Annotated in this window: 14 protein-coding genes; 8 read left to right on the top strand and 6 right to left on the bottom strand. The window is 70.0% G+C overall.

Translation table 11 applies throughout. The features are described from left to right. Positions 1-545: 545 nt before the first annotated feature. Positions 546-2,363: an AfsR/SARP family transcriptional regulator gene (locus NCC78_RS08920; RefSeq protein WP_250793299.1), complete on the bottom strand. Its 1,818-nt coding sequence runs from the start codon at positions 2,361-2,363 to the stop codon at positions 546-548. A gap of 571 nt (positions 2,364-2,934) precedes the next feature. Continuing rightward, positions 2,935-3,165 carry a hypothetical protein gene (locus NCC78_RS08915; RefSeq protein ID WP_250793297.1) on the bottom strand — a complete coding sequence of 77 codons (231 nt, stop codon included), beginning with the start codon at positions 3,163-3,165 and terminating at the stop codon, positions 2,935-2,937. A 157-nt stretch (positions 3,166-3,322) separates the two neighbouring features. Here NCC78_RS08915 and NCC78_RS08910 point away from each other — a divergent pair, with 157 nt between their 5' ends. Together NCC78_RS08910 and NCC78_RS08905 are read left to right on the top strand one after the other, a co-directional pair. Next, on the top strand, positions 3,323-10,597 hold the full coding sequence (locus tag NCC78_RS08910; protein WP_250793295.1) for a ricin-type beta-trefoil lectin domain protein: 7,275 nt from the start codon (positions 3,323-3,325) through the stop codon (positions 10,595-10,597). Between the two features lie 124 nt (positions 10,598-10,721). Next, complete coding sequence (locus NCC78_RS08905) at positions 10,722-11,540, top strand: tetratricopeptide repeat protein (RefSeq protein WP_250793294.1); 819 nt, start codon at positions 10,722-10,724, stop codon at positions 11,538-11,540. A 192-nt stretch (positions 11,541-11,732) separates the two neighbouring features. Here NCC78_RS08905 and NCC78_RS08900 read toward each other — a convergent pair whose 3' ends face one another. Beyond that, entirely contained in the window at positions 11,733-12,692 is a 960-nt protein-coding gene (locus NCC78_RS08900; protein ID WP_250793293.1) for an endonuclease/exonuclease/phosphatase family protein, read from the bottom strand. Between the two features lie 563 nt (positions 12,693-13,255). Then, positions 13,256-14,326 (bottom strand): hypothetical protein, encoded by a 1,071-nt coding sequence (locus tag NCC78_RS08895; RefSeq protein ID WP_250793292.1) that lies wholly within the window; start codon positions 14,324-14,326, stop codon positions 13,256-13,258. A gap of 79 nt (positions 14,327-14,405) precedes the next feature. Between NCC78_RS08895 and NCC78_RS08890 the strand changes: the two genes are divergently transcribed. Continuing rightward, positions 14,406-15,620 (top strand): cyanophycinase, encoded by a 1,215-nt coding sequence (locus NCC78_RS08890; protein WP_250793291.1) that lies wholly within the window; start codon positions 14,406-14,408, stop codon positions 15,618-15,620. A gap of 466 nt (positions 15,621-16,086) precedes the next feature. Here the strand turns inward: NCC78_RS08890 and NCC78_RS08885 are convergent, their stop codons facing one another. Then, complete coding sequence (locus tag NCC78_RS08885; RefSeq protein WP_250793290.1) at positions 16,087-16,761, bottom strand: hypothetical protein; 675 nt, start codon at positions 16,759-16,761, stop codon at positions 16,087-16,089. Positions 16,762-17,793: 1,032 nt separating this feature from the next. Between NCC78_RS08885 and NCC78_RS08880 the strand changes: the two genes are divergently transcribed. From NCC78_RS08880 to NCC78_RS08860, 5 genes are all read left to right on the top strand, one after another. Continuing rightward, complete coding sequence (locus tag NCC78_RS08880; RefSeq protein WP_250793289.1) at positions 17,794-21,882, top strand: Pls/PosA family non-ribosomal peptide synthetase; 4,089 nt, start codon at positions 17,794-17,796, stop codon at positions 21,880-21,882. 151 nt (positions 21,883-22,033) lie between these two features. Next, positions 22,034-22,777, top strand: a complete 744-nt coding sequence (locus tag NCC78_RS08875) for a dimethylarginine dimethylaminohydrolase family protein (protein ID WP_250793287.1) — start codon at positions 22,034-22,036, stop codon at positions 22,775-22,777. Continuing rightward, positions 22,777-23,535, top strand: a complete 759-nt coding sequence (locus NCC78_RS08870; RefSeq protein WP_250793286.1) for a BPL-N domain-containing protein — start codon at positions 22,777-22,779, stop codon at positions 23,533-23,535. Before NCC78_RS08875 ends, NCC78_RS08870 begins: the two co-directional genes overlap by 1 nt. A 134-nt stretch (positions 23,536-23,669) precedes the next feature. Beyond that, complete coding sequence (locus NCC78_RS08865) at positions 23,670-24,911, top strand: heparan-alpha-glucosaminide N-acetyltransferase domain-containing protein (protein ID WP_250793284.1); 1,242 nt, start codon at positions 23,670-23,672, stop codon at positions 24,909-24,911. A gap of 28 nt (positions 24,912-24,939) precedes the next feature. Next, complete coding sequence (locus NCC78_RS08860; protein WP_250793282.1) at positions 24,940-25,758, top strand: BPL-N domain-containing protein; 819 nt, start codon at positions 24,940-24,942, stop codon at positions 25,756-25,758. Between the two features lie 197 nt (positions 25,759-25,955). On the opposite strand, the gene NCC78_RS08855 is transcribed toward NCC78_RS08860, so the two are convergent. Further along, positions 25,956-26,439: SRPBCC family protein (locus tag NCC78_RS08855; RefSeq protein ID WP_250793280.1), on the bottom strand; the 484-nt coding region annotated here is incomplete at its 5' end.

The raw sequence follows: 26,439 nt of genomic DNA, 5'->3' as shown, positions 1-26,439 counted from the left end.
GGTGCCGTCGGTGGACGAGCTGCTGGCGGACCTCGACCGGCAGCGGCAGGGCGACACCGAGGCGCTGCTCCCGCAGGCGCGCACGGCGATGGCCAACGACCCCGAGGAGGTACGGGCGGCGGTGCGGACGTTCTTCGGGGTCGAGCCTGTCGGAACCCACACCCCAACTTCCCGCTAAACGCCTCCGGGCCCCGCTCGTCGAAGTGGAGCGCCGTGCGTCCGACCGGCGCAGGCCGAGCCGCGTTTCACGGTGGGCTTCACCATGTACGCGGCGTTCCGGGCCTACGCGACCGGCGGGGCCAGCCCTGCGTCGTTCACCGAACTGGCGGGGTCGATCCAGGCCGGCTGAGCCCCTTCCCCCGGCACCCCGGCCGTCGCGCCGTCCGCCCGGCGGCCGGCTGCGATCAGCAACCACGTGCAGAGGCCGGGCCGTTGCCGCCGGCGTACGTCTTGCGGTCCGCAGCGCCGGCGTGCGGGCGCCCGGTCCTCGCCGAACTCGCCAGGTACGCGGGCGACCCCGCACAACTGCTAGCCGGGCTGCCAGGTCAACCTGTGTAAGGGATTGGTTGCGCCTTGTCCTGCACCGGCGTCAACGGCTCAGCAGCCATTTCGGCGGCGAAGTCGCGGACCAGGGCCGGTAGTCGGTAGCTGCCCGGCCCGTCCCGGTGGACCAGGTGCGCGTCGACCAGGTCCTCAAGGGCCTGGCGCACCCGGTGACTGGAGACGCCGAGCTGCGCGGCGGCGCGGTCCACCTCCGCCGGGCCCTCGGGACAGGTGCCGAGCAGTTCGAGGAGCCGACCCGCCACCTCGTCCTCGGACTGGGCCACCGCGACACCGGCCGCCAGGCTCGCCCGCACCGACAGGTCGTCGTACGTCAGGAGATCCAGCCGGCCGCGGCCTTCCGCGAGCTGGTTGACGAGAGCGGCCACCGGCATTTCCGGCCACCTCGCCAGCCTCGAGCCGGCGATCCGTAGCGCCAGCACCGAGCCGGCGCAGAGCCGGACCAGCTCGGCGGTGGCGGCTGGTTCCGCCGCCATTCGGCCCGGTCCGGCGAGTGCGGCTAGCAGGGCACCGGCCCGGGTAGCGGTCAGCGGCGGGAGGGTGATCCGCCGTGCTCCCTCCAGACTGCGCAGGCGCCGTTGACCGACCACGATCAGGGCCGGACCGGGTCCGGCGGGTAGCAGCGGCCGCACCTGGGCAGCTCGGGTGACGCCGTCAATGGCCAGCAGGAGCCGGCGTCCGGCCGCCAGCGAGCGGAACCAGCCGGCGCGCTCGTCGGTGTCGTCCGGTACGTCGGCCGCAGCGACACCGAGCGCGCGCAGCACTCGGCCCAGCACCTCATCGGACGTTACGGAGGTCCGGTATCCGAGATCGACGAAGACCTGTCCGTGGGGGAATCCGGCGGCGACGGCGCGGGCGGTGCGCACGGCGAGTGCGGTCTTGCCGCTGCCTGGTGGGCCCGTGATGACCACGACGGAGGGAGTAGCCGAGGTCAGTGCCGCGACGACGTCGGCGGTCTCGGCGGTACGGCCGACCAAGGTCGCCAGGTCCGCCGGCAGCTCACGGGGCACGGTCCAGCCGGGGACGCCGGCGGTCCGGTGCTCGCCGACCGGCGTCGGTGACGTCGCGGTCACGGCGGTTGGCCGGGTGTACGAGACTTGGGGTGCCCGGTTCAGGATCGCCCGGTGCAGGGCGTCGAGTTCCTCGCCCGGCTTGATGCCGAGCTGCTCGTCCATCCGGGCGCGCGCGTCCCGATAGGCGCCCAGTGCGGCCGGCACGTCACCGCAGCGGTAGAGGGCGAGCATCAGCTGCCCCCATGCCCGCTCCCGCAGTGGGTGGGCGGCGAGGTGTTCACGGAGCTCGGAGAGCACGTCGCCGTGCTTTCCGGCCGTCAATCGCGCCTCGGTCAACTCTTCGAAGACCTGGAGCCGCTGCTCTTCCAGGCTCGCCCAACGGCTGTCCAGCGTGGTGCCGCCGGGCAGGCCCTCACCCGCTGCCCCGCGCCAGTGCGCCAGTGCTGCGGTGAGCGTCGGGATGGCGCTGGTCGGATCCTCGGTGGTCAACCGGCTGCGACCCTCTTCCGCCAGCCGCTGGAACTCGATGACGTCCAGCTCGTGCGGTTCGAGCCGCAACTCGTACGCGTTCGGGCGGGCAACCAGTCGGTGACCGATCAACCGGCGGATCCCGGCGGCGTGCGAACGGAGGTTCGCCATGGCGGATGCCGGTGGTGCATCGGCCCAGACCATCTCGGCCAGCCGGTTCAACGACATGGACCGGTTGGCCGCCAGCGCGAGCCCGGCGAGCATCGCCCGTCGCTTCCGCGCACCCGGAGTGACGATCCGGCCGTCCACTCTCAGCTGCACTGCGCCCAATAGCCGAATCTGCAGTTGCATCTTGCCGCTCCCCCGTCGAACTTCGAGCGCGCGCCCAGGCTAAGGGGGCCGCCGTCGGCACAACAAGGCATATCGACGGCCGAAAAAGGTGATGATCATCAATGTTGCGGAGCGGCGTGTCGGCGTAACGGAATCACCGGCGGGAGCGCTCTCAGAGATCGGGCCTTCTTCGGACCATCGGTCACCGCCGAGCAACAGTGACGTCCACTCGACGTGCGCGGCGAGCGTGTCGGCATCAGGCAATCACAGCACGTGACACGTGAGCCACCGGCACCGGACGCCACGTGCCACCGCCGACAAGGATCGAAGGTCGTGACAGCAACCTCGACCCCCTCGTGCGCCGGCTCGTGGCTCGGTCGGTCGCGATCGGGTTCGCCCTCCCCGCTCCGCGCCAACCTTTTTCGCATCGGCTCACGCGGTGCGACGATACGAAGACTATATCGGTACGTATAAATGAACGGTCGTACCGTGCGGGCACCTGCGACGGCACAGGAGGACCCATGCCCGCACGCTCGACACATACCCGAGGCCCATCTCGTGGTCACCACCGAGCCATGACGGCACGGCAGACCACCACCAGGCACAGATGGCCCGCACTGGTGATCGCGACGGTACTGACGTTGACGGCGAGCCTGTTGACGCATGTGCCCGCGTACGCCGAACAGCGCCCCACGCCGGGTGCGGAGTCGCGCAAGTCCATACCTGTCAGCAAGGTGAAGCCGCGGGCGCCGAAGAAGACCGCCACGGACGGCCCCGGCATCACCTCCGTCACCCGCAAGACGCTGCCAGGGGCCGCGTCGGGCACGGTAGCCGTCTCGGGCAAGGCCGCGAAGGTCGGTGACCTGCCCGTAACGTTCACTTCCGCCGCTCCGTCACGACAGGACGAAGCGCGGCCGGACCGGGCAGCCAAGCCGCCGCACTCGGTACGGGTGCAGGTTCGCGACCAGGCCGCGGCGCAGGCCGCCGGGGTGTCCGGCGCGCTGCTGACCTTGAGCCGTGCCGACGGGGTGAGCCAGCCGGGTCGAGCGCGGATACGGATCGACTATTCGCAGTTCGCCAACGCCTTCGGCGGCGACTACGCGGGCCGGCTACGGCTCGTCGAACTGCCCGCCTGCGCCGTAAGCACTCCGGCGAAGGGATCCTGCCGGGTGGGGAAGGACCTGGGATCCGTCAACGCGGCCGGGACGCTGTCCGCCGACGTGACGCTCACCCAGGCGGGTACGACCACCATCGCGCTGACACCGTCGGCGTCCTCAGCGGGGGGAACCTTCGAGGCGACGTCGCTGCGGCAGGCGTACTCGTGGTCGGCCGGCAGCATCGGGGGCAGCTTCGCGTACAGCTATCCCATCGCCGTGCCGCCGGCACCGGGACCGGCGCCGAACCTGGCCCTGAGTTACGACAGCGGCCTCGTGGACGGGCAGACCCTCGCCCAGAACGGCCAGGTGTCCTGGATCGGTGAGGGCTGGGACCTCCAGGTCGGCTACATCGAGCGGTCCTACCGGCCGTGCTCGCAGGACGGGGCCGGCAGCACCCTGCGTGGCGACCTGTGCTGGTTCTCCCCCGACAACGCGACCTTGGTCTTCGCCGGCCAGTCGGCGCCGCTGGTGCGCGACGGCACCAACGGCTGGCGGTCGGCCAAGGACGACGGGCTGAAGATCGAGAAGCGGAACGACACCGACAACGACGACGGTGACAACGAGTACTGGAAGGTGACGGCACAGGACGGCACCCAGTACTTCTTCGGCGTCGAGAAGCGGTACGCGAACGACAACCAGCGCACCAACTCGGTGCAGACCGTCGCCGTGTACGGCGACGACGCCAGCGACCCGTGCGCCAACACCATGTGCCGGGAGGCGTACCGGTGGAACCTCGACTACGTCATCGACCCGCGCGGCAACTCGATGACGTACGTCTACAAGCCGTTCGAGGGCAGGTACCAGCCGGGAACGGCCACCCTGGGTTCGACCTTCCTGTACGACCTGGCGGCGAACCTCGACTTCATCGACTACGGCGACCGGGCCGGGTCGGAGCACTCCGGCAACGCGCCGATGCGGGTCCTGTTCGGCCATGCCAACCGCTGCGTCGGGTCGTGCGCCGACGCCGACTACGTCGATACCCCGTTGGACCTGTACTGCACTCCCGAGCAAACCTCGTGCACCGAACGCAGCCCGGCCTTCTTCAACAGGTACCGGCTGGCCAGCATCACCACCGAGGTGCTCGACTCCAGCTCCGGGCAGTACCGCAAGGTCGACCGATGGGACCTCACCCACACCTACCCGCCCAACCCTGACGTGATCGCGCCGGCCGGTGCGCCGGACACCTCTCCGAACCTGTGGCTGCAGTCCATCAGGCACACCGGGTACGGGCGCGACGCCACCACCCTGGCGGAGCCGTCGATGGAGTTCGGCGGCGACTTCACCGACCCGGCCGGCGGCGAGCCCTGGGGCAACCGGGTGGACTGGGGAGCCGACGCCGGCGTCCCGCCGTACGTGCACTACCGGCTGACCTCCGTACGGACGGGAACCGGCGCGGAGACCAGGGTCACCTACACCCGCACGCCCGAGGGTGGGGTCGAGTGCCACCGATCGTGGGCGCCCATCCCGGACAACAACCCGCAGTTGTGTTTTCCCCAGCACCACAAGCCGAACGACGAGCAGCAGCCGGCGGGCTACGGCTGGTTCTACAAGTACCTGGTCGCAGTCGTGACGGAGCGGGACCTCACCGGAGGGTCACCGGACGAGTGGACCTTCTACAAGTACACCAACGAGTCGTCGTCTGACAGCGCTCTGTGGGCCCACGACAGCAACGAGACCGTCCAGTTGGCCTACCGGACGTGGTCGCAATGGCGCGGCTACGGAACGGTGACGGCCACCAAGGAAGCCAGTGAGAACGTCGAGACGGTCAGCCGGAACGTCTTCCACCGGGGAATGGACGGCGACGACAAGAACAAGGCCGACGGCACGGGTCCGGAGTGGTTCAGTCGCCGCACCGGCCTGCTCGCTCCGATCGGCACACCCGGACTCGACGGGTCGGTCTCCGGCCAGGGCGGCAAGTGCCTGGACATCGTCAACGCGAGCAAGGTCGCGGGCACGTCGGTACACCTGTGGAACTGCTACGGCAACTGGAGCCAGGTCTGGCACTGGGATTCCGAGTCGGGGGCGGTCAAGAACCCTGAGACCGGCATGTGCCTCGACATCGACAACTGGGGCACGGCCAACGGCAGCGAGGTGCAGATCTGGACCTGCACCGGTGACACGAACCAGGTCTGGCAGCCCCGCCCCGACGGCGGCCTGTGGAACCCGCAGTCGAAGCGGTGTCTGGACATCTCCTCGTGGGGGACCGCGAACGGTGCCCGGGTCCAGTTGTGGGACTGCACCGGGGACTGGAACCAGGTCTGGCAGCCGCAGAACAACCAGAACCTCGTCAACCCGCAGGCCAACCGCTGCATCGACATCGCCAACTCGGGAACCACCGACGGCACCAAGGTCTGGCCACGCAAGTGCAGCGGCCAGGCCAACCAGGTGTGGCAGCTGCAGGGCAACGGCAGCCTGAAGAACCCCACGTCGGGCAGGTGCCTGGACATCTCCGGGCCGAACACGGCCAGCGGAACCCTGGTGCACCTGTGGTCCTGCTACACCGGGTGGAGCCAGGTGTGGGAGCAGCAGGCCGACGGCAGCCTCAAGAACCCGCACTCGGGCCGGTGCCTGGAGGCCGCCACCGGCACCACCGGCGACGCCAGCGGCCAGCTGAAGATCGCGGACTGCAATGGCTCGATCTCGCAGAAGTGGACCAACCGGTTCCTCGACGCGGACGGACTGCACGGCTCCCTCCGGGAGAGCCTCGACCTCGACGGCACGAAGATCAACAGCTCGACGGTCCACGTGCCGACCGTCACCCGCACCGGCACCCGTGCGGCGCCGGTCACCGATGGCAAGGAGATGCGGGCCCACCGGGTGAGCGAAACCACCACGAAGGCCCGTACCTGGATCGCCGCCGACAGCAAGTGGCGCTGGACGGAGGGCCAGGCCAGCTACGACACAAAGTACGGCCTGCCCACCGACACCCGCGATCTCGGCGATGTCTCCGTCGCCGCCGACGACACATGCGTGCGCACCGAGTACGCCCGTAACGAGGCCGCGTACCTGGTCGGTTACCCGTCCCAGGTCACCGAGTACGCCGGAGCCTGCGGCACGGGGACCGTCCTGTCGGTCAGCCAGACCTTCTACGACAGCACCACCACCCTGCACGCCGCACCCACGAGAGGGCTGAAGACCAAGAACCAGACGCTGAACTCGACCGACGTGTGGGCGGTCACCGAAGCCACCTACGACCAACGCGGGCGGCCGCTGGCGAACAAGGACGCCCGCGGCCAGACGAGCACGACCGTCTACACGCCGAGCGACAACCTGCCGCTGAAGGAAGCCAAGGTCATCAACCCGCTGGGGCACACGTCGACCGTCAGCTTCGACGAGGGCCGTGGCGTGCCCACCCAGGCGGTCGACGCCAACAACAGGACGACCACCACCGAGTACGACCAGTTGGGCCGGCGCACCGCGGTCTACCTGCCCACCGAGAAGAAGGTCAACGGCGACCCGCCCTCGATGAAGTACAGCTACGACATCCGAGGTGACCTGCCGAGCAAGCTCACCACGGAGGCGCTCCAGGATCGCGCCATCGAACCCGGCACGAGCCCGACCTACCTGACCTCGTACGAGTTCCTCGACGGCCGGCTGCGTACCCGAAACACCCAGGCCGCGGCACCGGGTGGCGGGCGGATCATCACCGAGACCAAGTACGACGGCCGGGGCCAGGTGGCGGTGCAGACCGCGCCGTTCCACAACGCGGCGATCGCCGGCTCCGCGCTGGTCACCGCCGCCGCCGCCAACGTGCCGTCGCAGACGGTCTACAGCTACGACAACCTCAACCGGCTCACCGCCGCCGCGCTGCAGGCCAACGGCACCGAGAAGTGGCGCACCACGCACAGCTACGACGGCAACCGGCACACGGTGAACCCGCCCTCCGGCGGCGACACCACCACGATGTACGACGCGGCAGGCCGGCCCGTCCGGCTGACCGTCCACCCCACCACCAGCACGTCGGAGACGACCGTCTACGGCTACGACACCGCCGGAAACCTGGCCACCGTCACCGATCCCACAGAGAAGAACGTCACCAGGTACAGCTACAACCTGGCGGGTCTGCGTACCAAGGTGGAGGACCCGAACACCGGCACCACCCTGTCGGCGTACAACGCCGCTGGCGACCTGAAGTCCACCACGGACGCGCGCGGCCAGAAGATCACCTTGACGTACGACGCGCTGGGCCGGCTCGCCTCCCGCTGGTCTGGGGAGTTCAACACCGGCACGAAGCTGGCGACTTACGAGTACGACAGCCTCACCGCCGCGAAGGGGCAGCTGTCCAGGACCACCCGGCACGTCGGCACGGCCGACTACGTCGTCGAGCCGATGGGGTACGACGACCGCTACCGACCCACCGGAACCCGGTGGATCATCCCCAACGCCGAAGGGACGCTCGCCGGCAGCTACGAGACCGAGTACGGCTACGACGCCGCCAACCACCTCACCTCGATCACCTACGACGCGCGGGCAGGTCTGCCGGCGGAGACCGTCGGCACCAGCTACGACAGTCTCGGCTACGTCACGAGGCTCGCCGGCATCAACAGCTATGTCACCGCCACCAGTTACACCGGCGTCGGGCAGCTGGCCGCACGGACCTACGGCACGCCGGGGGCCGGGGAACTGATCCGCAACTACAGCTGGGAACCGGCCACCGGCCGTCTGGCGGGCATCTCCGCCACGCTGCCCGACCCGGCCACGCCCGGCACGCGTAAGACGGTGCAGGACGACCGGTACAAGTACCTGGCCGCCGGTGACATCTCGTCGATCAAGGACCACACCGACGGGCAGTCCCAGTGCTACCGCTACGACGGGCTGCATCGGCTCACCGAGGCGTACACCGCCACGGACGACTGTGCGGCGGACCCGACCAATGTCGGCGCCACCGGCAAGCACCCGTACTGGGACAGCTTCGCCTTCGACAACGCCGGACGCCGCACCGCCGACACCCACCGCACCGGCGCCGGCACCACCAGCCGGACGTACACCTATCCGGCCGCCGGCCAGCCCCGGCCACACGCCATGGCGTCCGTGGCCGTCACCGCCAACGGGTCCAGCCGCACCGACACGTTCGGCTACGACCTGGACGGCACCATGAAGACCCGCACCGTCGCGGGTGTCAAGAGCGACTACACCATCAACCCGGAAGGCCGCTTCGACGGGGCTCTCGTCGCCGCCGCCGGCGGGCAGGAGCAGACCAAGCACGTCTACGACGCCGACGGTCAACTCCTCATCCGCAGTGACCCCGGCGGTAAGACCCTCCGCCTCGGCGGCGAGGAGTTCAAGGCCACCGGCAACGCGGTCAGCGGTACCCGCTACTACAGCAACGACGGCTCAGTCGTGGCGGTCCGCACCAAGGACGGCTTCGCCTGGCTGGCCGCCGACCACCAGGCCAGCGCCAACCTCACCGTCGATCCGATCAGCGGGGACGTCCAGCGCCGCTGGTACACCCCGTACGGCGCGGACCGCGCCGCGGTCACCGACTGGCCCACCGACCGCGGCTTCCTCAACGCCCCCGCCAACACGTCCACCAAGCTGCTCGACGTCGGCGCCCGGGAGTACGACCCGGACACCGGCACCTTCATAGCCCCCGACCCCCTGGTCGACGTGGGCAACCCGACCAGCTTCAACCCGTACGCCTACGCCCACCACAACCCGATCAGCCTCGCCGACCCGACGGGCCTGGCACCCAGTGGCGGCATCAGCTTCCAGTGGGACGGCCAGGACACCGAAAACGCCATCGTGGCCGGGGCCATGGTCGTCGGCGCCACCGTCGCCATCGCCGCCTGCGGCACCGGCTGGGGATGCCTGCTCACCGCAGCCGTCGTCGGCGGCACCGTCGGCTACGCCGGCTACACCGCCGAACCAGGGCACCGCGTCCAGGCTGCCGCCTTCGCCCTGGGCGCCGCGGCCCTCGGCGGCGGGGTCGGGGCCGGGGCCCGACTCCTTGCGGTCAAGGCCGGGGTCTCCGCCAGCGCCCGCGGGGTGCAGGCCGTCGCCGGCGCGGCCGCCGGTGTCACCGAAAGCGCCGTAACCCAGTACGGATCCACCGGCAGCGTCGACTGGCGGCAACTCGTGCTGGACGGGGTCGCCGGCGGGGCGCTGGGCGCCGCGGTCAAGGTCCGGGGCGGCTGCACGCCCATGCACAGCTTCGCCCCGGACACCCCCGTCCTGATGGCCGACGGCTCCACCAAGCCAATCGAGGACATCGAGATCGGCGACGAAGTCACCGCCACCGACCCGGAGACCGGCGAAACCGAGGGCCGGCCCGTCGAGCAACTCCATGCCAACCACGACACCGACCTGACCGACCTCACCGTGACCGTCAAGGACACCACGCCCACCGACGGCACGGACGACAGCGCCACGACGGTCTTCAACACGACACAGCACCACCCGTTCTGGGACGAGACCACCGATGAGTGGGTGTACGCGGCCGACCTGATCGTCGGGCACGAGCTGCGGACCATCGACGGCGACACCGTCACCGTCACCGCCGTCCGCAACTACGCCGGCGGCGAGGACATGCGCGACCTCACCGTCACCGACGTACACACTTATTACGTCATCGCCAGCAACACGCCGGTACTCGTACACAATGTCGACCTCAACCACTGTGGCGTGCCAGGCCCCTCCGAAATCAGCTTCCCGAGGCACTCCTCCAGGAAGACCGCTGCTGCAGTGGAGAACCCTGATGGCGGACACCTCTTCACCCTTTCCGGATGGGGCAGGGCCTCGCGCGCCTTCACCCGGGTCGCCACGGCGACGGTTGGCGCGTTCCGGAGCGCGTTCGGCTTGTCGCAGCGGGGTCACGGCAATGACCTCGGCATTTTCGGTCGCTACTTCAACAGTCATGCAGAAGCTCAGGCGTGGGTGCTCAAACAAGATGGCCCGATCATCGTCAACCGAGATCCGTGTCGCGGATGTCAGGAGTTCCTCACCGGCGCCGCCATGCACGGAGATAGATCCATCGTCGTATCGAGTCCGAGTGGAACATGGGCGTTCCATCCGACCGGCGACATGGAATTCGTAGTGCGGGTTCCATTCGCCTATCCACCAGGCCTGTGATCCGATTCAGCCTCGATCACCCTGGTGCACCTGGGAATCGGAGCTGACGGCGATCGGGACGTTACAACTATGATCAGACCGGCGGGGCGCGAATCGCGCCCCGCCGGCGGTAGAAGGCAGGCTCATGTCGAAACGTGACGAGATGAATCCGCGCGAGCGGGCCCGTGGTCTCCTTGCGGTCACCGGCGGTGACGTGCCGCTGGTGACCGATCGGGAGGTCAAGGAAGTCAAGCGATCGCTGCTGCCGATGGCGCGGGCTGGTGACCTCGAGGCTCAGTCGCTGCTCGGCGCGATCGAGCTTGAGATCGAGGGGAAGCCGAAGGCTGCCCGTGGCTGGTTCGAGTCGGCAGCGCAGCAGGGCGATGCGGTCGCCAAGCGGAGCCTGGGGCACCTGTACGCCAACGGGCTGGGCGTCCGGCAGGACCTGGCGAAGGCGGTCAGGCTGTTCCGGGAAGCGGCGGCGGACGGCGATCCATACGCGATGTTCAACCTGGCCGCCCTGAACGACCGTGCCGACGGCGCGTACGCGACGTTTGAGGAGACGCTGCGGTTGCTTGAAGGTGCGGCGAAGGCTGGCATCCCGGTCGCGGTGTCGAAGCTCGGTGACATGCTGGCCCGGGTCGATCGGGACGAAGAGGCCGTCGAGTGTTACGTGAAGGCGGCCGAGCTCGGGCACGCCGGCGCCATGTACACGCTCGGTTGCTGGGCCCGCGACGGGATCGGCGGTCCGCGCGACAATGTGCAGGCCGTACGGTGGTTTCTGCGGATGGTGGCGGCCGGCGACAACGATGGGATCCAGCACGGGGTCAAACTGGTGCGCACCATGTCGGCGGAGGACGTCAGGCAGGCGGCACGGCTAGCGGGCCGTCCGGATCTCGGCGAGGCGCTGCTCATGACGACGAGTGGCCGCCGACCAGGTCCTGGCCTCGGTGATCCGCGCTGATCATCAGCCGACCGGATGGACATGTCGCACCGGAGTCGCACCACCGCGTGGCCGCGGCTACTCCAAGCGGGACCCGTCTCCGGCCCCCGGCACAGGATCTCGGGACATTCCGGGCCGCTGTCCCGCGATGGGGGGCCTACGCCAGCGTCAACTCCGGGCTGGCCCGTGGGCCAGCCCGGAGCAGCGTTCGCGTTACTGCAGGGCCAGCACGGCCAGGTAGCCGAGGTGGTCCGATGCCCACCGACCGTCGGGGGTCTGCCGCTCGGTCCCGAAGGTGAGGCTCGAGACGGGCACGACCGCCCCACGGAACAGGACCATGTCGATGCGGTGTTCGACGTCGCCGGCGGGCTGGTTCAGGTCATCGCCCAGACCCGCGGTGTAGCCGGGTTCACCCGGATGCAGGATCAGCCACGTGTCTCGCATTCCGCCGGCCACCAGCGCCGCGTAGGCGAGCCGGTTCTCGGCGACGGGCAGTTTGGGGCCCGTGTTGAGGTCACCGGCGAGGATCACGTCACCGGGCGCCGTGGCCAGCGGGCCGGCCAGCAGCTCGCGGGCCTGCAGCACACGGACACCCGGGTGGAAGGCCTCCAGGTGGGTGTTCACGAACCGGAACGGTCGTTGCCCGTGCACCACGTCCACCGCGGTCCAACCGCGGGTGCTGGTCACGGTCCCGTTCGTCGCCGCGAGCGTGAACGTGAGGTTGTTGACGAAGGTGCCGGACGAGGAGTCGGTTACCTTCACCCGGCCGCCGTGGCGCACCAGGATGACGTCGCGCATCGTGAGCCGTACGTCCAGGTAGTGCGGCGCGCCCGCGGGCGCCTCCAGATCGGCCTCGGCCTGTACGACCGCGACGTCGTACGGGTGACCGGAACGGCTCAGCTCGCCCATGAGCAGCGCCAGGTAGTCGTACCGGATGTCGGTGGCCGGTGCGGGGTCACCGATCGTGCCGGTGCGCCACAGGGCGACCTCCTGCAGTCCGACCAGATCCGGCTTGTTCTCGGTGATCTCCTGGGCGAGCAGTTTCGCCCGCGCCGGAAAGTCGACGAGGCCGACGTGGCTGAACAGCGCGGAGTTCGCGGCCAGAAACGCAGCCGTTGTCGGCGCGCCGATGGACGGCGTCAGATCGCCACCCAGATAGAGGTTCCGGGTCATCACGGTGACTTTGGACTGTCCCTGGGCCTGGACGGGCGCGCCGACAATGCCGAGGCTGACCATTGCGACGGCGGCTGCGAGGGTCACCCGCGCCGTTCGCCAGCGGAAGATAGGGGGTTTCGAGCGCATCCTCTTCGATCCTCTCTCCCGGCGACTACGCCGGCGTCGGACGTGAGATCGGGTGGTGCGCGGCGGGGACGCGTAAGGCGGCGTCCCGACCTGTCGCCGGGGCGCAGCCCGCGGCGGTGCGTGCACGGTATCGCCGTACGGGCGGTCGGGGATAGCCGTAGTCGTACGCCGCGGTCAGGCAGGAGCAGCCGGGACGCCCTCTGGGCGTGGCGGAGCGAATCGCGGCAATCGAGCATGCCGTGCATGTGAACGGCGCAACCACGTCGATGCCGCCCCGGTCATTTGGACCAGCATTCGTACGGTCATCCGCCGCGAAACCGCCGCCGCGAGGCTTCCTCGGCCGACTGACCGACCGCCGACAGGGTGCCTCACAGCACTGACGCTGCGCCCGCAGGTGGTGGCGCTGCCGTCCGAAGGCGGATAGCGGCAGCCGATCAGCGGAGACGGCGACGAATCCAGGCGGCGAACGCGCCCGCGCCAATGAGCGCGGTGAGAACTGCGATGATCTGGGTCACCGACCACTTCGTGACGTCCAGGGTCGTCGTCCAGACCTGCTTTGCGGTGTACTCCGATGTGCGCTCGACGGTGAGCCGGATCGTGAAGGTGTCCCGGGTGACCAGCTCGAGGTCCGTGTCGGCGGCGAGGACAAACACCGCCCCTTTCAGATCGTAGGTGCCTGGCTTACTGGCCCGGACACTCCACCACCAGCTGGCGGCGTCGGTGGGATCGGTGAGCGGTTGGACGCTGCCGGCGGGGTTCAGGTCGTCCTTGATCTCGATCTCGCTGTGGGGCGAGGTCAGGATGACGCCTACACGGCCGCCGATCGGCACCGTCTTGCTCGTCGAGGGGCGGTGTAATTGCACCCCAGGGGTCGTGGGTTCCATCGGGGCGAGGCAGAGCTCATCGCTGTTCGCTGGTCCGCAGACGAGGACCCGGACGTCGAACCACTCGGCAACCTTCACCGTCCGGTCGGTGGTGACGTGCAGCTCCCCGTCGAACAGGTCACGCCGACCGTCCTGCACTGTCGCCTGGTACTTGAACTGGTCCGACGGTGAGGGCCTGACCGCCGGGCCGGCCGCCGGTGATCGGTCAAAGAAGCCGGTGACGTCGATGACGATGGCCGTGGCCTGGAGGATCACCACCAACACAATCGCCGTGGTCTGCAGATCGAGGCGCCGGCCCCGCTCGCTCTGCTCTTTGGTCCGGCTTTCCTGAGCAGAACCCCGCGTACGCCGCATTAGCGCCTCCTGACAGGGCGTGGTCGCACCAGTGTGGAACACCGCTGCACGGGGCGGACCACCGGGACGTAAGCAGCCGCATGACGGGACCCATCCGTGTGTGACCGTCCTGACCGCCCGTTGGGCCCTCCGGAAAGACCGGCAGGAGGCCGACCGCCCCGAGACAGCCGCGGCCGGTTCATCGAGGTCAGCACGTGAGTGCGGGCGTGGACGCCTGGTGTCGGCGAGACCGTCGGCGAGGTGATGGCCACCCCGGGCGGCGGGCACCGCCGACATTTCGCCGTGACCGCATCGACACATTCGCCTTCCTTGACGCCCAGCGGACGGCTGTCTAGCGTCGGTTGGCATGACCCGGCCGAGGTTTTTGCCGCTGCTCACCGCCCTGATCGTTGCCTTGGCCGGGGCGGCTTTGCCGTCCTCGGCCGCGTCCGCCGATCCCGCCGTTCAGAGCGCCGGTCCCGGCGCGGTGATGCTGATCGGCGGAGCGCTCGACGACGACAACAGCGCCGTCTACGGCGAGTTCGTCCGGCAGGCCGGCGGTGCCGCGGCGCGGATCGGCGTGCTGAGCGCGTCGTCGGCGTCGCCGCACTGGAGCGCCAACCAGGTCGGCAAGGTCCTCAAGCGGTACGGGGCCGCGGAGGTCACCTGGATCCCGGTGAACGTGAAGCGGGACGGCAGCGGTGACGACCCGGAGTACGCCGCCCTGGCCGCGTCGATGACGGGCTTCTTCTTCACCGGCGGCGACCAGTTCCGCTACGTGCAGTCGATGATCCACGAGGACGGCTCCGACGGTGCCGTGCTCGCCGCGATCCGGCAGCGGTTCCTCGCCGGCGCGCCGGTGGCTGGCACCAGCGCCGGCATGCAGATCCTCGCCGGCCCCGACATGATCACCGGTGGGCTCAGCTACTACGGCGTCCGCGACGGCGCCCAGCCGGGCTACTTCGACACCGACGAGGTCCTCGGCTACTGGCCGGCCGGCGGGTTCGACCTCTTCACCTCGGGGCTGGTCGACACGCACTTCGACGCGCGCGGCCGGACCGGCCGGTCGATCAGGCTCGCCGCCGACACCGGCCACGACCGGGTGTACGGGGTGGGCGAGGACACGGCGCTGGTCGTCACCGGAGCCGGCACCGCGAGCGAGTTCGCGCGGGTGGTGGGCACCAACGGGGTGTCGATTCTCGACCTGCGCTCGGCCCAGGTCGGTCAGGTCGGCGGTCACTGGTCGATCAGTGGCGTGCGCTGGAGCTACCTCACCGACGGCGACGCCTACGATCCCGGCCTGTGGCAGGTGACGAAGGGCGCCGCCAGCGCGCCGGTGGTCGCGGGCAGCCGCGCGGCGGCGCCGCCGACGACCGACGCGTTCGGGCCGTACGCGCTGCGCGACGCGGCGCTGGACCTCGCCGCCGCCGGCCTTTCCCCCTCGACCACCGGAACGACCACGGAGACAGCGCCGCGTTTCGTGGTGGGTCTGACCAAGGACCCGGCGTTCCGCGCCTACACCGTGGACGGGGCCAACCCTGCGTCGTTCACCGACCTGACGGTGTCGATTCAGACTGGCTGAGTCGGTCCGCTCCCCCGCCCGGCGACGCTCCGGCCGAGGGTGGCGCTCGTCTGTCTGGCTGCTTTGCCGCGGTGCTCAGACAGCCGCTGCTTCACCTTCCCTGCGGCCAGCCCTGGGTGGCTCCTTCGGGGCGGCTGACGGGCCGGACAGAAGCACCGCCGGCCTGACCGGTCTGACTGACGTCACCTGTCGCCCCGGTTCCGGTGGGTCCGGTGCGCCCGGCGCCTTTGCGGCGCCGTACCGCCGCGGCTCCGGCCGCTCCCGCCGCAAGCAGCGCCGCCATCAGCGGCCATGGAGTACGACGACGAGTCACGGCTTGTTGCCTCTTCAGGTACCTCTGCGCTCTCATTTCCTCATTGTCGGCACGCGGGCCGGCCCAGGTGGCGAAATCGACGCCTGCGACTGGTCCGGCCGACCCGGCCTGCGAAACCGATGGGCTGACGCTCCGGCCGGATGCTCCTGAAGATCAGCCACCGGTACCTTCGGCCGCCCCGTCCGAGGCGTGGTCGTCGCCTTCGGTGCCCAGGAAGACGTGCTGGTGACCGAGGCCGGCAGCGATGTTGATCTCGTCAAGCTGGGTGGCCGCGACGGACCAGGCGGCTGCGGCACCCTTGGCTTGCCGCTTCGCCAACTCGGTCAGGGCCGCACGGTTGGCCGCCGGCGCGCTGGCGACGACGGCGAAGGTGTCCACGGCCAGGGCGGCCTGTTCCACGGCGTTGCGCAGGCAGCCTCGGGCGACGTTGGTGGCCGTCGTACCCGACGGCGGGTTGGCGAAGGGCTCCGCCGCACGCCGCAGGACCTGCTGCCACTGGCGCGCCTGGGCGGGATCCGGCTGACGGGTGGCTGACGGCTCGCCGCCGATCGAGGTGAGGATCGGAGCGATCTCGTCGCGGAGGCGGCGGGCGGTGCTCGTCAGTTCGGTGATCTGCTGGGCGTCCTTGCGCGTCTCCGCCGCGCGCATGTCGGCGATCGCTGCCTCGGTCCGGTCCGGGCGTCCGACGCGGTAGCCGACCGCCCCGCCGAGCAGCGCGAGCACGAGGCCCACCGCCACAGCGACCCCGATGCGCGCCGCCCCCGGTTGACGGCCGGTCGGGGCGCTGAGCAGGTACGACGGCTTGCCGGTACGGCGTGACACCCGCATCCCCTCCTGTCGATGTGCTGTGCCGGCAGCCTAATCAACTTCTGAGACACACGTCGATACTTCGGATCGAGGGCGAGCCGAATCTTGATCGACGAGGCGGCCTCGCCGGCGGAGCGGCGTCGCCGGGGCGTCGGCGGGTTGCCGCCGGACGTCCGCACCTCCTCGCGGACCACCGTCCGCCACCTCGTTCGCCAGGCGGTCCGTGACCTGCCCGCCCACCCGCCCGGCTGGTCAGCCACCGCACCCGTCATGGCGACTCCCCCGCCACTCACCGCTGCGTCCGCGGTGGCGCCCCGGCTCGCAAGGCGACGGCGGACGCACGAGCACGGCTGGCGCGAAGCCCCGGCGCTCGTGCAGCAGGGTTGCCGGGCGACAGTCACGGTTCTCACGCTCCCGGAAGTGGCAGGAGACCGGATCCACACGCCGCAGGCAAGGATCCCATCGCTGATAGCCCCTTACCTCGCTGATCTACAAAACACTGTCCCACCAGGGAATATCCAACATAGTTAATTGCCTTCACTGTTGCTTTATGTTGCATCCAAACGCCCGCACGGTCTCCGACCCAGCAAATTGCAGATCGCAGGTTCAACCGGCGTCATTCGGGACCGTTCGGCCCTCATTTGATCGCGACTGCCCGCCGTCCAACGCGCCGCCAGCCACCCAGCCGGCCCCTCCCCTCGCCCGCTCGGCATCGAGGCCCGTGGATGTCGCGGGTAGAGGCTTCCCGCCTGCGCCTTGCACCGGCTGCCATCGGCGCGCGACCCCTGACTGCGGGGTTAGTCAGGTCGCTGCCCTGCCAATCAGCCCAAAAGTTCGAGATTTTTAGTTCAGGACATGACCATTAGCGAGTTTTGCTACCTTCCGTGAAGCATTGCGGACCTTACGGTGAATCGCGCCCTCTGTAGGCGGATGCCCTGGTCTTACTCTGGCGGATTCTCGGGGCCACGTCCTGGTGGCCGGCCGAGTTACGCACAGTGATCGCTGCATGGCAACAGGTGGTTCCGGGTGGTTGGCGCAGGAGGTTTCCGTTCCGTGAAGCAGGTCGATTACATCGGTGCGTCCACGTCACCCCTGCGACCGGAGCGTCACTCGGACGCGGAAGCGCGCGTCATCGTCGGCTCCCCGGTCGTCGATGATCCGGTGGGCGGGCCACGGGACGAGGGCCAGGTCACCAGGACGCGGCGTCTGCACCACGTGTTCGAATCCGCGTGCGACCGGTATCCGTCGGCCGTCGCACTCGAGTGCGGCAGCGAGCGGCTGACCTACCGCGAGCTGGACGAGCGGGCCAACCAGCTGGCCCATCACCTGCGCGCTCTCGGCGTCGCGGGCGGCGCCCGGGTGGCCATCCTGCTGCAGCGCTCGGTCGAGACGTACGTGGCGTTGCTGGCCGTGGGGAAGGCGGGGGCGGCTTTCGTGCCGATCGACCCCGAGTCCCCGGCCGACCGGGTGGCGTACATCGCTGAGGATTCCGAGGTCGACCTGGTGTTGACCTCCTCGGAGCTCGCCGACCGGGTGGGTGAGCGGCGGGCTGTCGTGATCGACGAGTGCGCCGCCGAACTCGCCGCGGTGCCGGGCGACCGGCCGGAGCTCGGCCGAGACGGTGTCCGGGATCCCAGCGCGTATGTGATCTACACGTCGGGGTCCAGCGGTCGGCCCAAGGGTGTCGAGGTCGGGCAGTCGAGTATCTGCAACTTCCTGGACGTGGTGCCCGGTGTGTACGACGTACGTCCGGATGATCGGGTCTATCAGGGCATGACGATCGCGTTCGATTTCGCGATCGAGGAGATCTGGCCGACCTGGTCGGTCGGTGCGACGTTGGTGGCTGGTCCGACGGACTCCCGGCGTCTCGGGGCGGAGCTGGCGGATTTCCTGGACGAGGCGGGCATCACGGTCTTCTACTGCGTGCCCACCCTGCTGGCCACGGTTCCCCGCGATCTGCCGCGGATCCGGAACCTGCTGGTCGGCGGTGAGGCGTGTCCGGCTCAGCTGGTCGAGCGTTGGAGCCGGCCGGGTCGGCGGATTCTCAACACCTATGGGCCAACCGAGGCCACGGTCACCGCGACCTGGGGTGAGCTGTTACCCGGGCGGCTGGTCACCATCGGGCGGCCGTTGCCGACCTACTCGGTGGTGTTGCTGGATGAGCAGCGCCGGCCGGTTGCCGATGGTGAGGTCGGTGAGATCTGTATCGGCGGTCCGGGGGTGGCGCGGGGGTATGTCGGGCGCCCTGAACTGACCGCGGACCGGTTCATCGAGCATCCGTTGGCGCCGCCCGGCAGTCGGCTGTATCGCACCGGGGATCTGGGTCGGCTCACCGAGGACGGGGAGATCGAGTATCTCGGCCGGGCGGATTCCGAGGTCAAGATCCGTGGCCATCGGGTGGATCTCGGGGAGATCGAGAGTGTGCTGCTGGAGGACGAGGGTGTGGCCGAGGCCGTGGCGGCGCTCGTTCCCGTCGCCGACGGTCCGGACGCTCCCCGCGAGCTGGCCGCCTACCTTGTACCGCACGACGGCGACGAGCGCGGGTGGGAGGACCTGATCGCCCGGCTGTGCCAGACCCTGCAGACCCGGCTGCCCGGCTACATGGTGCCCTCCTTCCTGGATGTCGTCGCCGCGCTGCCGACCATGCCCAGCGGAAAGGTCGACCGGAAACGACTGCCCGCGCCGAGCCGCCGGCTCACCCGGGCCACCGGCCCGCTCGTGGCCGCCGACGGTGAGCTGGAGGAGCAGGTACGCGCGGCCTGGGCGGAGGCGTTCGGCGTCGAGGCCGAAGCGCTCTCGGTCGAGGCGGACTTCTTCACCGACCTCGGAGGGCATTCACTGCTCGCGGCGCGGGTCGTGTCGCTGCTGCGCGCCCGAAAGATCGGCGTGAGCCCGGCGATCCGCGACCTGTACGCGCATCCGACCGTACGGGGTATGGCAGCTCATCTCGCCGCCGCGCAGCGGGTGGGAGGGCCGACCGCTCCGCCCCGTGCCACCCCGCTGCGGCACAGCAGCCGGCGGATCGCGCTGGCCGGGTTCGGCCAGGGGGCCGTGATCTACCTGCTGCTGCTGGCCGTCACGCTTCCCGTCTCCTACGTCTACACCCGCAACGACGGCTTCGTGTCCGTCCGCGTCCTCGTGGAACTGATGGTCGCGATCCTGCTCAGCTACCTCGCCGTGCGCTGGGTGCTGCCGGTGCTGCTGGCCCGGCCGTTGGCCGCGGGCATCCGACCCGGCCGGTACCGCCTGTGGGGACCGACCTACGTCCGGCTCTGGGCGTTGAACATGCTACTCGCGATCGGACCACTGGCCGTGCTCAGCGGTTCTCCACTGATCGCCGCCTACCTGCGGCTTCTCGGTGCCCGCGTCGGCCGCCGGAGCATCATCGCGACCAGCGCGATCAGCCTGCCCAGCCTGATCTCCATCGGGCGGAACGCCTCCGTGGGGTACGGCGTCTCGCTGCGCCCATGGCGGGCAGAGGACGGCTGGGTCGTCGTCGCTCCGATCACCATCGGGCGGGATGCCTTCGTCGGCGCGAACACCGTCCTCGAGCCGGGCTCCTCGGTCGGGGCGTACGCCGGCGTCGGCGAGCAGTCCGTCCTCGTCCAGGGTGAGGCTGTGCCACCCGGGGAGCGCTGGGCCGGTTCACCGCCGGCCCCGACTCGCCGGCTGACCCCCACCGTGGAATCCATGCTCAGCTACCGGCAGCTGCGAAGCGGCTGGCGCCCGCATCATATGGCCGCCGCCCTGGTCGGCCTGATCGGGCTGGAACTCGGCGCGATCGCCATGGTGCTGCCCAGCGTGGCGCTGGTCTGGTGGGTTCTGCTGACCCGGGGTCTGCTTGCCGGCCTGGTCGCGACCATCCCGGCCGGCATCGTCTACGTGCTCACCGTCTGCGCGGGGGTCGCCGTCGGCAAACGTCTCGTGCTGCCACGGGTACCGGTCGGCATCCACCACCGGGCGCACTCGATGCTCGGCGTGCGCAAGTGGATCGCTGACAAGCTGCTCGAGTTCAGCCTGATGTTCACCAACTCGCTGTACGCGACCCTCTACACCGGGCCGTGGCTGCGACTGCTCGGTGCCCGGGTCGGTCCCGGCGCCGAGGTCTCCACCGCCGCGCACCTGGACCCCGACCTGCTCACCCTGGGCGCGGACAGCTTCGTCGCCGACATGGCCAGCCTCGGCGCCGCGACGTTCGCCAACGGTCGCGTGGCGTTCCTGCCCACCACGGTCGGCAGCCGGGCCTTCGTCGGCAACGCCGCGTTCGTACCGGCCGGCACGGTGCTGGGCGACGGCTCCCTGCTCGGCGTCGGCACGCTGCCGCCCGACAAGGGTGTCCCGCAGGGCACGTCCTGGTTGGGCTCACCGGCGATGCACCTGCCGGTGCGCCAGAGCAGCGGCTCCTTCTCCGAGGAGCAGACCTTCCGCCCGCCGCGCAAGATGGTGGCCCGCCGGCTGTTCGTCGAGTTCTTCCGCGCCACCCTGCCCGCGTCGGTGCTCGGCGTCAGCTTCTACCTGTATCTCCTGGCGCTGTCCTGGCTCGCCAACGGCCGGGAACTGCTCGTGCCGGCGCTGGTGTCGCCGTTCGTCGCGATGGCGTCGAGCCTCGCAGTGATCGCCTTCTGCGCGGCGACCAAGCGCAACGTCATCGGCACCTACCGTCCGCAGGTGAAACCACTGTGGAGCGGTTTCGTCCGGCGCACCGAGTTCGTCACCGGCCTCTACGAGGCCGCAGCCGTCCCCGCCGGCGTCGGGCTCCTGGTCGGCACGCCGTTCCTGCCGCCGGTGCTGCGCTGGTTCGGCGTCCGCGTCGGCAGACGCACCTGGATCGGGACGACGTACCTGACGGAGTTCGACCTGGTCGAGATCGGTGACGACGCCACGGTGGGCACCGAGGTGTCGCTGCAGACGCACCTGTTCGAGGACCGGGTGATGAAGATGTCCGTCGTCACTGTCGGCCCCGGCGCGACCATCGGCACCCGCGCCGTCGTCCTCTATGACGCCGTTGTCGGCGACAACGTCAGCCTGGACTCGCTTTCGCTACTGATGAAGGGCGAACACCTCACTGCCGGGACCCGGTGGCGGGGGATCCCCGCGCAAGGGGTGCTCAACCACGACCCCGTCGAACAACTGGCGGCCTGATGCCGCACCGTACCGCCGGGGATGGCACCGCGCCGCAGCAACCCGATTCCGTCCATTCACCGCTCACGATAGGGAAAGCCGCTCAATGAACAAGGCACTACTAGTTTCCGACGCTGCTCATTTCCGGGTCGACTACGAGATCAACCCGTACATGCACACCGAGGTGCAGCCCGATCAGGTGGCGGCGGTGATCGAGCACGAGGCGATCGTGGCGGCGCACCGAGCGGCGGGTCGCCACATCGAGTACGTGGCGTCGGCGCCGGAGTGTCCGGACATGGTGTTCACCGCGAACGCGGCCCTGGTGCGGGGCCGTCGGGCTGTGCTGGGGGCACCGCCGCCGGAGCGTAAGGCTGAGTTGCCGTATTTCCAGGAGTGGTTGATCAATCATGACTTCGAACTGCTGGAGGCGCCGTACCCGTTCAGCGGCCAGGGTGATGCCTTGGCCTGTGGTGATCTGCTGCTGGCCGGCTACGGCCAGCGGACGGACCGGCGGATGCATGCGGTGCTCGGGCGGGAGTTGGGCTACGAGGTGGTGCCGCTGCAGACGGTGAGTCACCGGTGGTACGACCTTGACCTGGCGGTGGCAGTGGTCGAGCCGGGGCGGACGCTTGCCTACTGTCCGCAGGCCCTCGATGAGCCGAGCTGCCGGCGGCTGCGTGGACTCGGCATGGACCTGATCGAGGTGAGCGTCGAGGAGGCGGCCCGTTTCGCGCTCAATCTGGTCAGTGACGGCGTCACCGTGACCATGACCAAGGGGGCGCCGCGCCTGGCCGCCGCGTTGCGGGCCGGTGGCCTACGGGTCGTTGAACTGGACACGACCGAGCTGGCCAAGGGCGGGGGTGGGGTGCGCTGCACCGCACTGACGCTGGACAACCCGTTGCCGGCGGGGTCGTGATGGCCTCGGGAGCCTTTGGTCGGTTGTTCGCCGCCGGCGAGCGGACACTGTCCGGCCGTGGCCTGACGATCCGCTCGCCCCTGCCGCAGGGGACACCACCACCGGTGGCGCTGGTCTACCGGGGGCCGGCAACGCTGCCCGGCTGCCCGGAGGCGGTGGCGGCGCTGCTGAAGTCCAGCCGGTGGGGCTTCGACGTCCGCTACGTCGGCCCGGACGAGGACCTGCCACTGAGCCATCAGGTGCTGACCGGGGCGGCGTTGTACGCCCAGCCCGGCGGCGGCACCCTCAAGCGCGGCTACCGCCACCTGAAGCGCCACCAGGACGAGATCCGGCAGTTCGTCCACAACGGTGGGAGATACCTGGGGATCTGCCTCGGCGGCTACCTCGCCGGGGCCACCCCCGGCTTCGCCCTGCTGCCCGGGGACACCGATCAGTACATCGCCTCCGCCGCCGCCACCGTCGACTCCGAGAAGAACACCGTCGTCCAGGTCTCCTGGCGCGGCCGGCGGCGGACGCTGTTCTTCCAGGACGGCCCGTACTTCTGGCTGCGCCCGAACGCCGACGCCGACATCCTCGCCACCTACCCGAACGGCACCGTCGCGGCACTGGTCACTCCCTTCGGCGCCGGCCGGGTCGGCGTCGTCGGCCCGCACCCCGAAGCCACCGACGACTGGTTTCTCGACGCCGGACTGCCCGCCACCGGCCGGCTCGGCACCGACCTCGGCTGCGACCTGATTGACAGCGTGATGACGCCATGACCCAGACGGTGAACCTCACGTGGGAGGATCTCGAACGCGCCGCCGAGGCGAACAGGCTCGCCACCGCCGCCCGGGACACCGCAGGTCCGCCCCCGGCGACCGACCTGCCGGTCGCGCGAGCCCGGCTGCTCGGCGTGGACGCCGCCCGGGGAGTCGCGCTGTTCGGAATGATCGCCGTGCATTCGTTACCCAATTCCGACGCCGCGGGGCGACCGACCTGGTGGTTCACGATCTTCGGGGGACGGACGGCGGCACTGTTCGCGGTGCTGGCCGGGTTCGGTATCGCGTTCCTGACCGATCGACGGCGGGTCCGCCCGACCGCCCGCTCGGGTGCGGTGGCGGCGCTGATCGTCCGGGCCCTGGCCATCGGCGCGATCGGCTTGGCACTGGGCTACGCCGACGCGTCAGTGACGGCGGTGATCCTGCCCTACTACGCGGTGATGTTCGTGTTGGCGATCCCGTTGGTGTTCCTGCCGACCTGGTTGGTGGCGTTCACCGGCTTGGTCGTGGCCGCCGGCGTTCCCGTTCTCCGGATGATGCTGCTGCCGCAGCTGCCGGCACCGACCCACGACAACGCGGGATTCGCGCAACTCGTCAGCAGCCCCGGCGCGGTGCTCAGCGAGCTGTCGCTCACCGGGGAGTTTCCGGCGGTGGCGTGGCTGGCGTACCTGTGTGCCGGCCTGGTGATCGGGCGGTTGACCCTGACCAGGATGAGAGCGATCGTCGGGCTGCTCGTCACCGGAGTCGCGTTCGCCGCCGCGGCGCCGGTGGCAACTTCGATCCTGCTGAACCGGTACGAGGGCCTGCGGCAGATCTGGTTCACCCAGCCGAAGAGCGGGCTGAACGCGGCGGAGACAACCGAACTCCTCACGTTGGGCGGGGACGGCAGCACCCCCACCTCGACGTGGTGGTGGCTCGCGGTCGACGCGCCACATACCAGCACGCCACTCGATCTGCTCGGCACGACCGGAAGCGCGATCGCCCTGCTTGCCGTCATGCTGCTCGCGAGTCGCGTCGCACGGCCCCTGCCCCGGCGGGCGATCTCCGTGCTGCTGGTGCCCCTGGCCGCAGCCGGCGGCATGGCCCTGTCGTTCTACACCGCGCACATCATTTTCATCAACTCTGACCTCGACTCCTTCGCGCCCGTGCCCGGATTCCTCGTGCAGGCCCTGACTATCGTGTTGCTCGGGACCGCATGGTGGGCGACCGCGGGCAGGGGGCCGCTGGAAGGGCTCGTCACGGCGCTGTCCCGCGCCGCTCGTCGGGTGGCCGGCCGGACAAGCCGACGAAGGCGCGGCCGGGCCGGCATGTCGATGTATTCACCAGAGGCGCCGCGCGCGAGCGGATACCCGGTCGACCGGCCAGCGACGATTTGACGCGGCGGTTGAGCGGGAGCAGAGCGACATGAGACAGATCAGGTTGGGTCTGCCGCTCGGCGCGGCGCCCAGGATCAGCCGACGGCGGGCGCTGGTCGGTGTCGCTGCCGCCAGCGCCCTGGCCGCGCTGGGGTGGGCCGGAAGGTCGGCAGTCTCCGGGGACAGACCGCTGGCACTCGTCTACCGGGGTCCAGCCGCCTGCTCCGGCTGCGCGGAGGCGGTGGCAGCCCTGCTACGCAGTTCACCGGCGGGGTTCCGCACCGAGTACTGCGGTCCGCATGAGCAGCGGCAGATCTCCTCGGACGCGTTCGCCGAAGCGGCGGTCTACGCGCAGCCCGGCGGCGGCGACGTCAGGCCGGCCTGGCGCAAGCTGCGTGACTACGCCGAGCTGATCCGCGGCTTCGTCGGTGACGGGGGGCACTACCTCGGTTTCTGTCTGGGGGCGTACCTGGCCGCCGCCGACACCGGTTTCGGGCTGATCCGTGGAGAGGTGGACCAGTACATCAGCACCGACGGGGCGAGCGTCGACAGCACCGACGACACGGTCATCCCGGTGCGGTGGCGCGGCCGTGTGCGGCACATGTACTTCCAGGACGGGCCGACGTTCAAGCTGCGACCCGGGGTGCCGGGCACCGTTCTGGCCACCTACGACACCGGCGCTGCCGCCGCCGTCGTCACCACCTTCGGCGCCGGACGAGTGGGGCTCGTGGGACCACACCCCGAAGCCGACCGGTCGTGGTACGCCGACGCGGGGCTGACCAACCCGGACGGCATTCGCTTCGATCTGGGCCATGATCTGATCAAGCGCACAATGGACGGCGACGGCCAGGCCATCAGCAAGAGCTGAACGGTTTCCGACGGTTCCCGGGGCCTCCGGGACAGGTGCCCTCCGCATCGGGTGTCCGCCGCCGGCCACGAGCAGCGGGCCGCTGCACCCGCACGCGCAGCGGATCCTGGACCGATCGCCGCGCTGCGGCCCCTCCCGCCGGGGATCCTGGAATCAGACCGCCGCCCGGTCAACACCGGGCCTGCCCGACGCGGTGGTCACGACGTCCGCCGGCGCAGTCCTTCGAAGTACGGCTTCATGGCGGGGTAGTAGGCGTCGAAGTCCGGCTTCGGCGCGCCGGTGCGGGCGGCCACCAGCATGTCGAGGTAGTACTCCCAGCCGGGGCCGACCTCGCCGATCGCGTCCTCGTTGTCGAGATGCTGGACGAAGCGCAGCTCGGTGATGCCGTCGGCCGCTGAGAGCAGCAGCTCGATGCGCCAGGCGCCGTGCTCGTCGAGCATCGACACGACCAGCCGTCGCGGCGGCTCGCACGCCTCGATCAGCACGTCGCACCACGGCGCCTGCTCCTCGTACGCCATCTGCACGCTGATGGTCCGGCCCGGGCCGGCGTCGCCCTTCCACGGCCCGAACCAGCGAGCGCTGCGCTCGGGCTCGGTGATGCTCGCCCACACGTCCTCTACGGGCGCGCGGAAGCTGCGCCGCAGGAGCAGGTCGGTGCCGGTGTCGGTGGGGACCAACTGG

Source organism: Micromonospora phytophila (assembly GCF_023656545.1).
Taxonomy (GTDB): domain Bacteria; phylum Actinomycetota; class Actinomycetes; order Mycobacteriales; family Micromonosporaceae; genus Micromonospora; species Micromonospora phytophila.
This window is presented reverse-complemented; position numbering and strand designations above follow the sequence as displayed.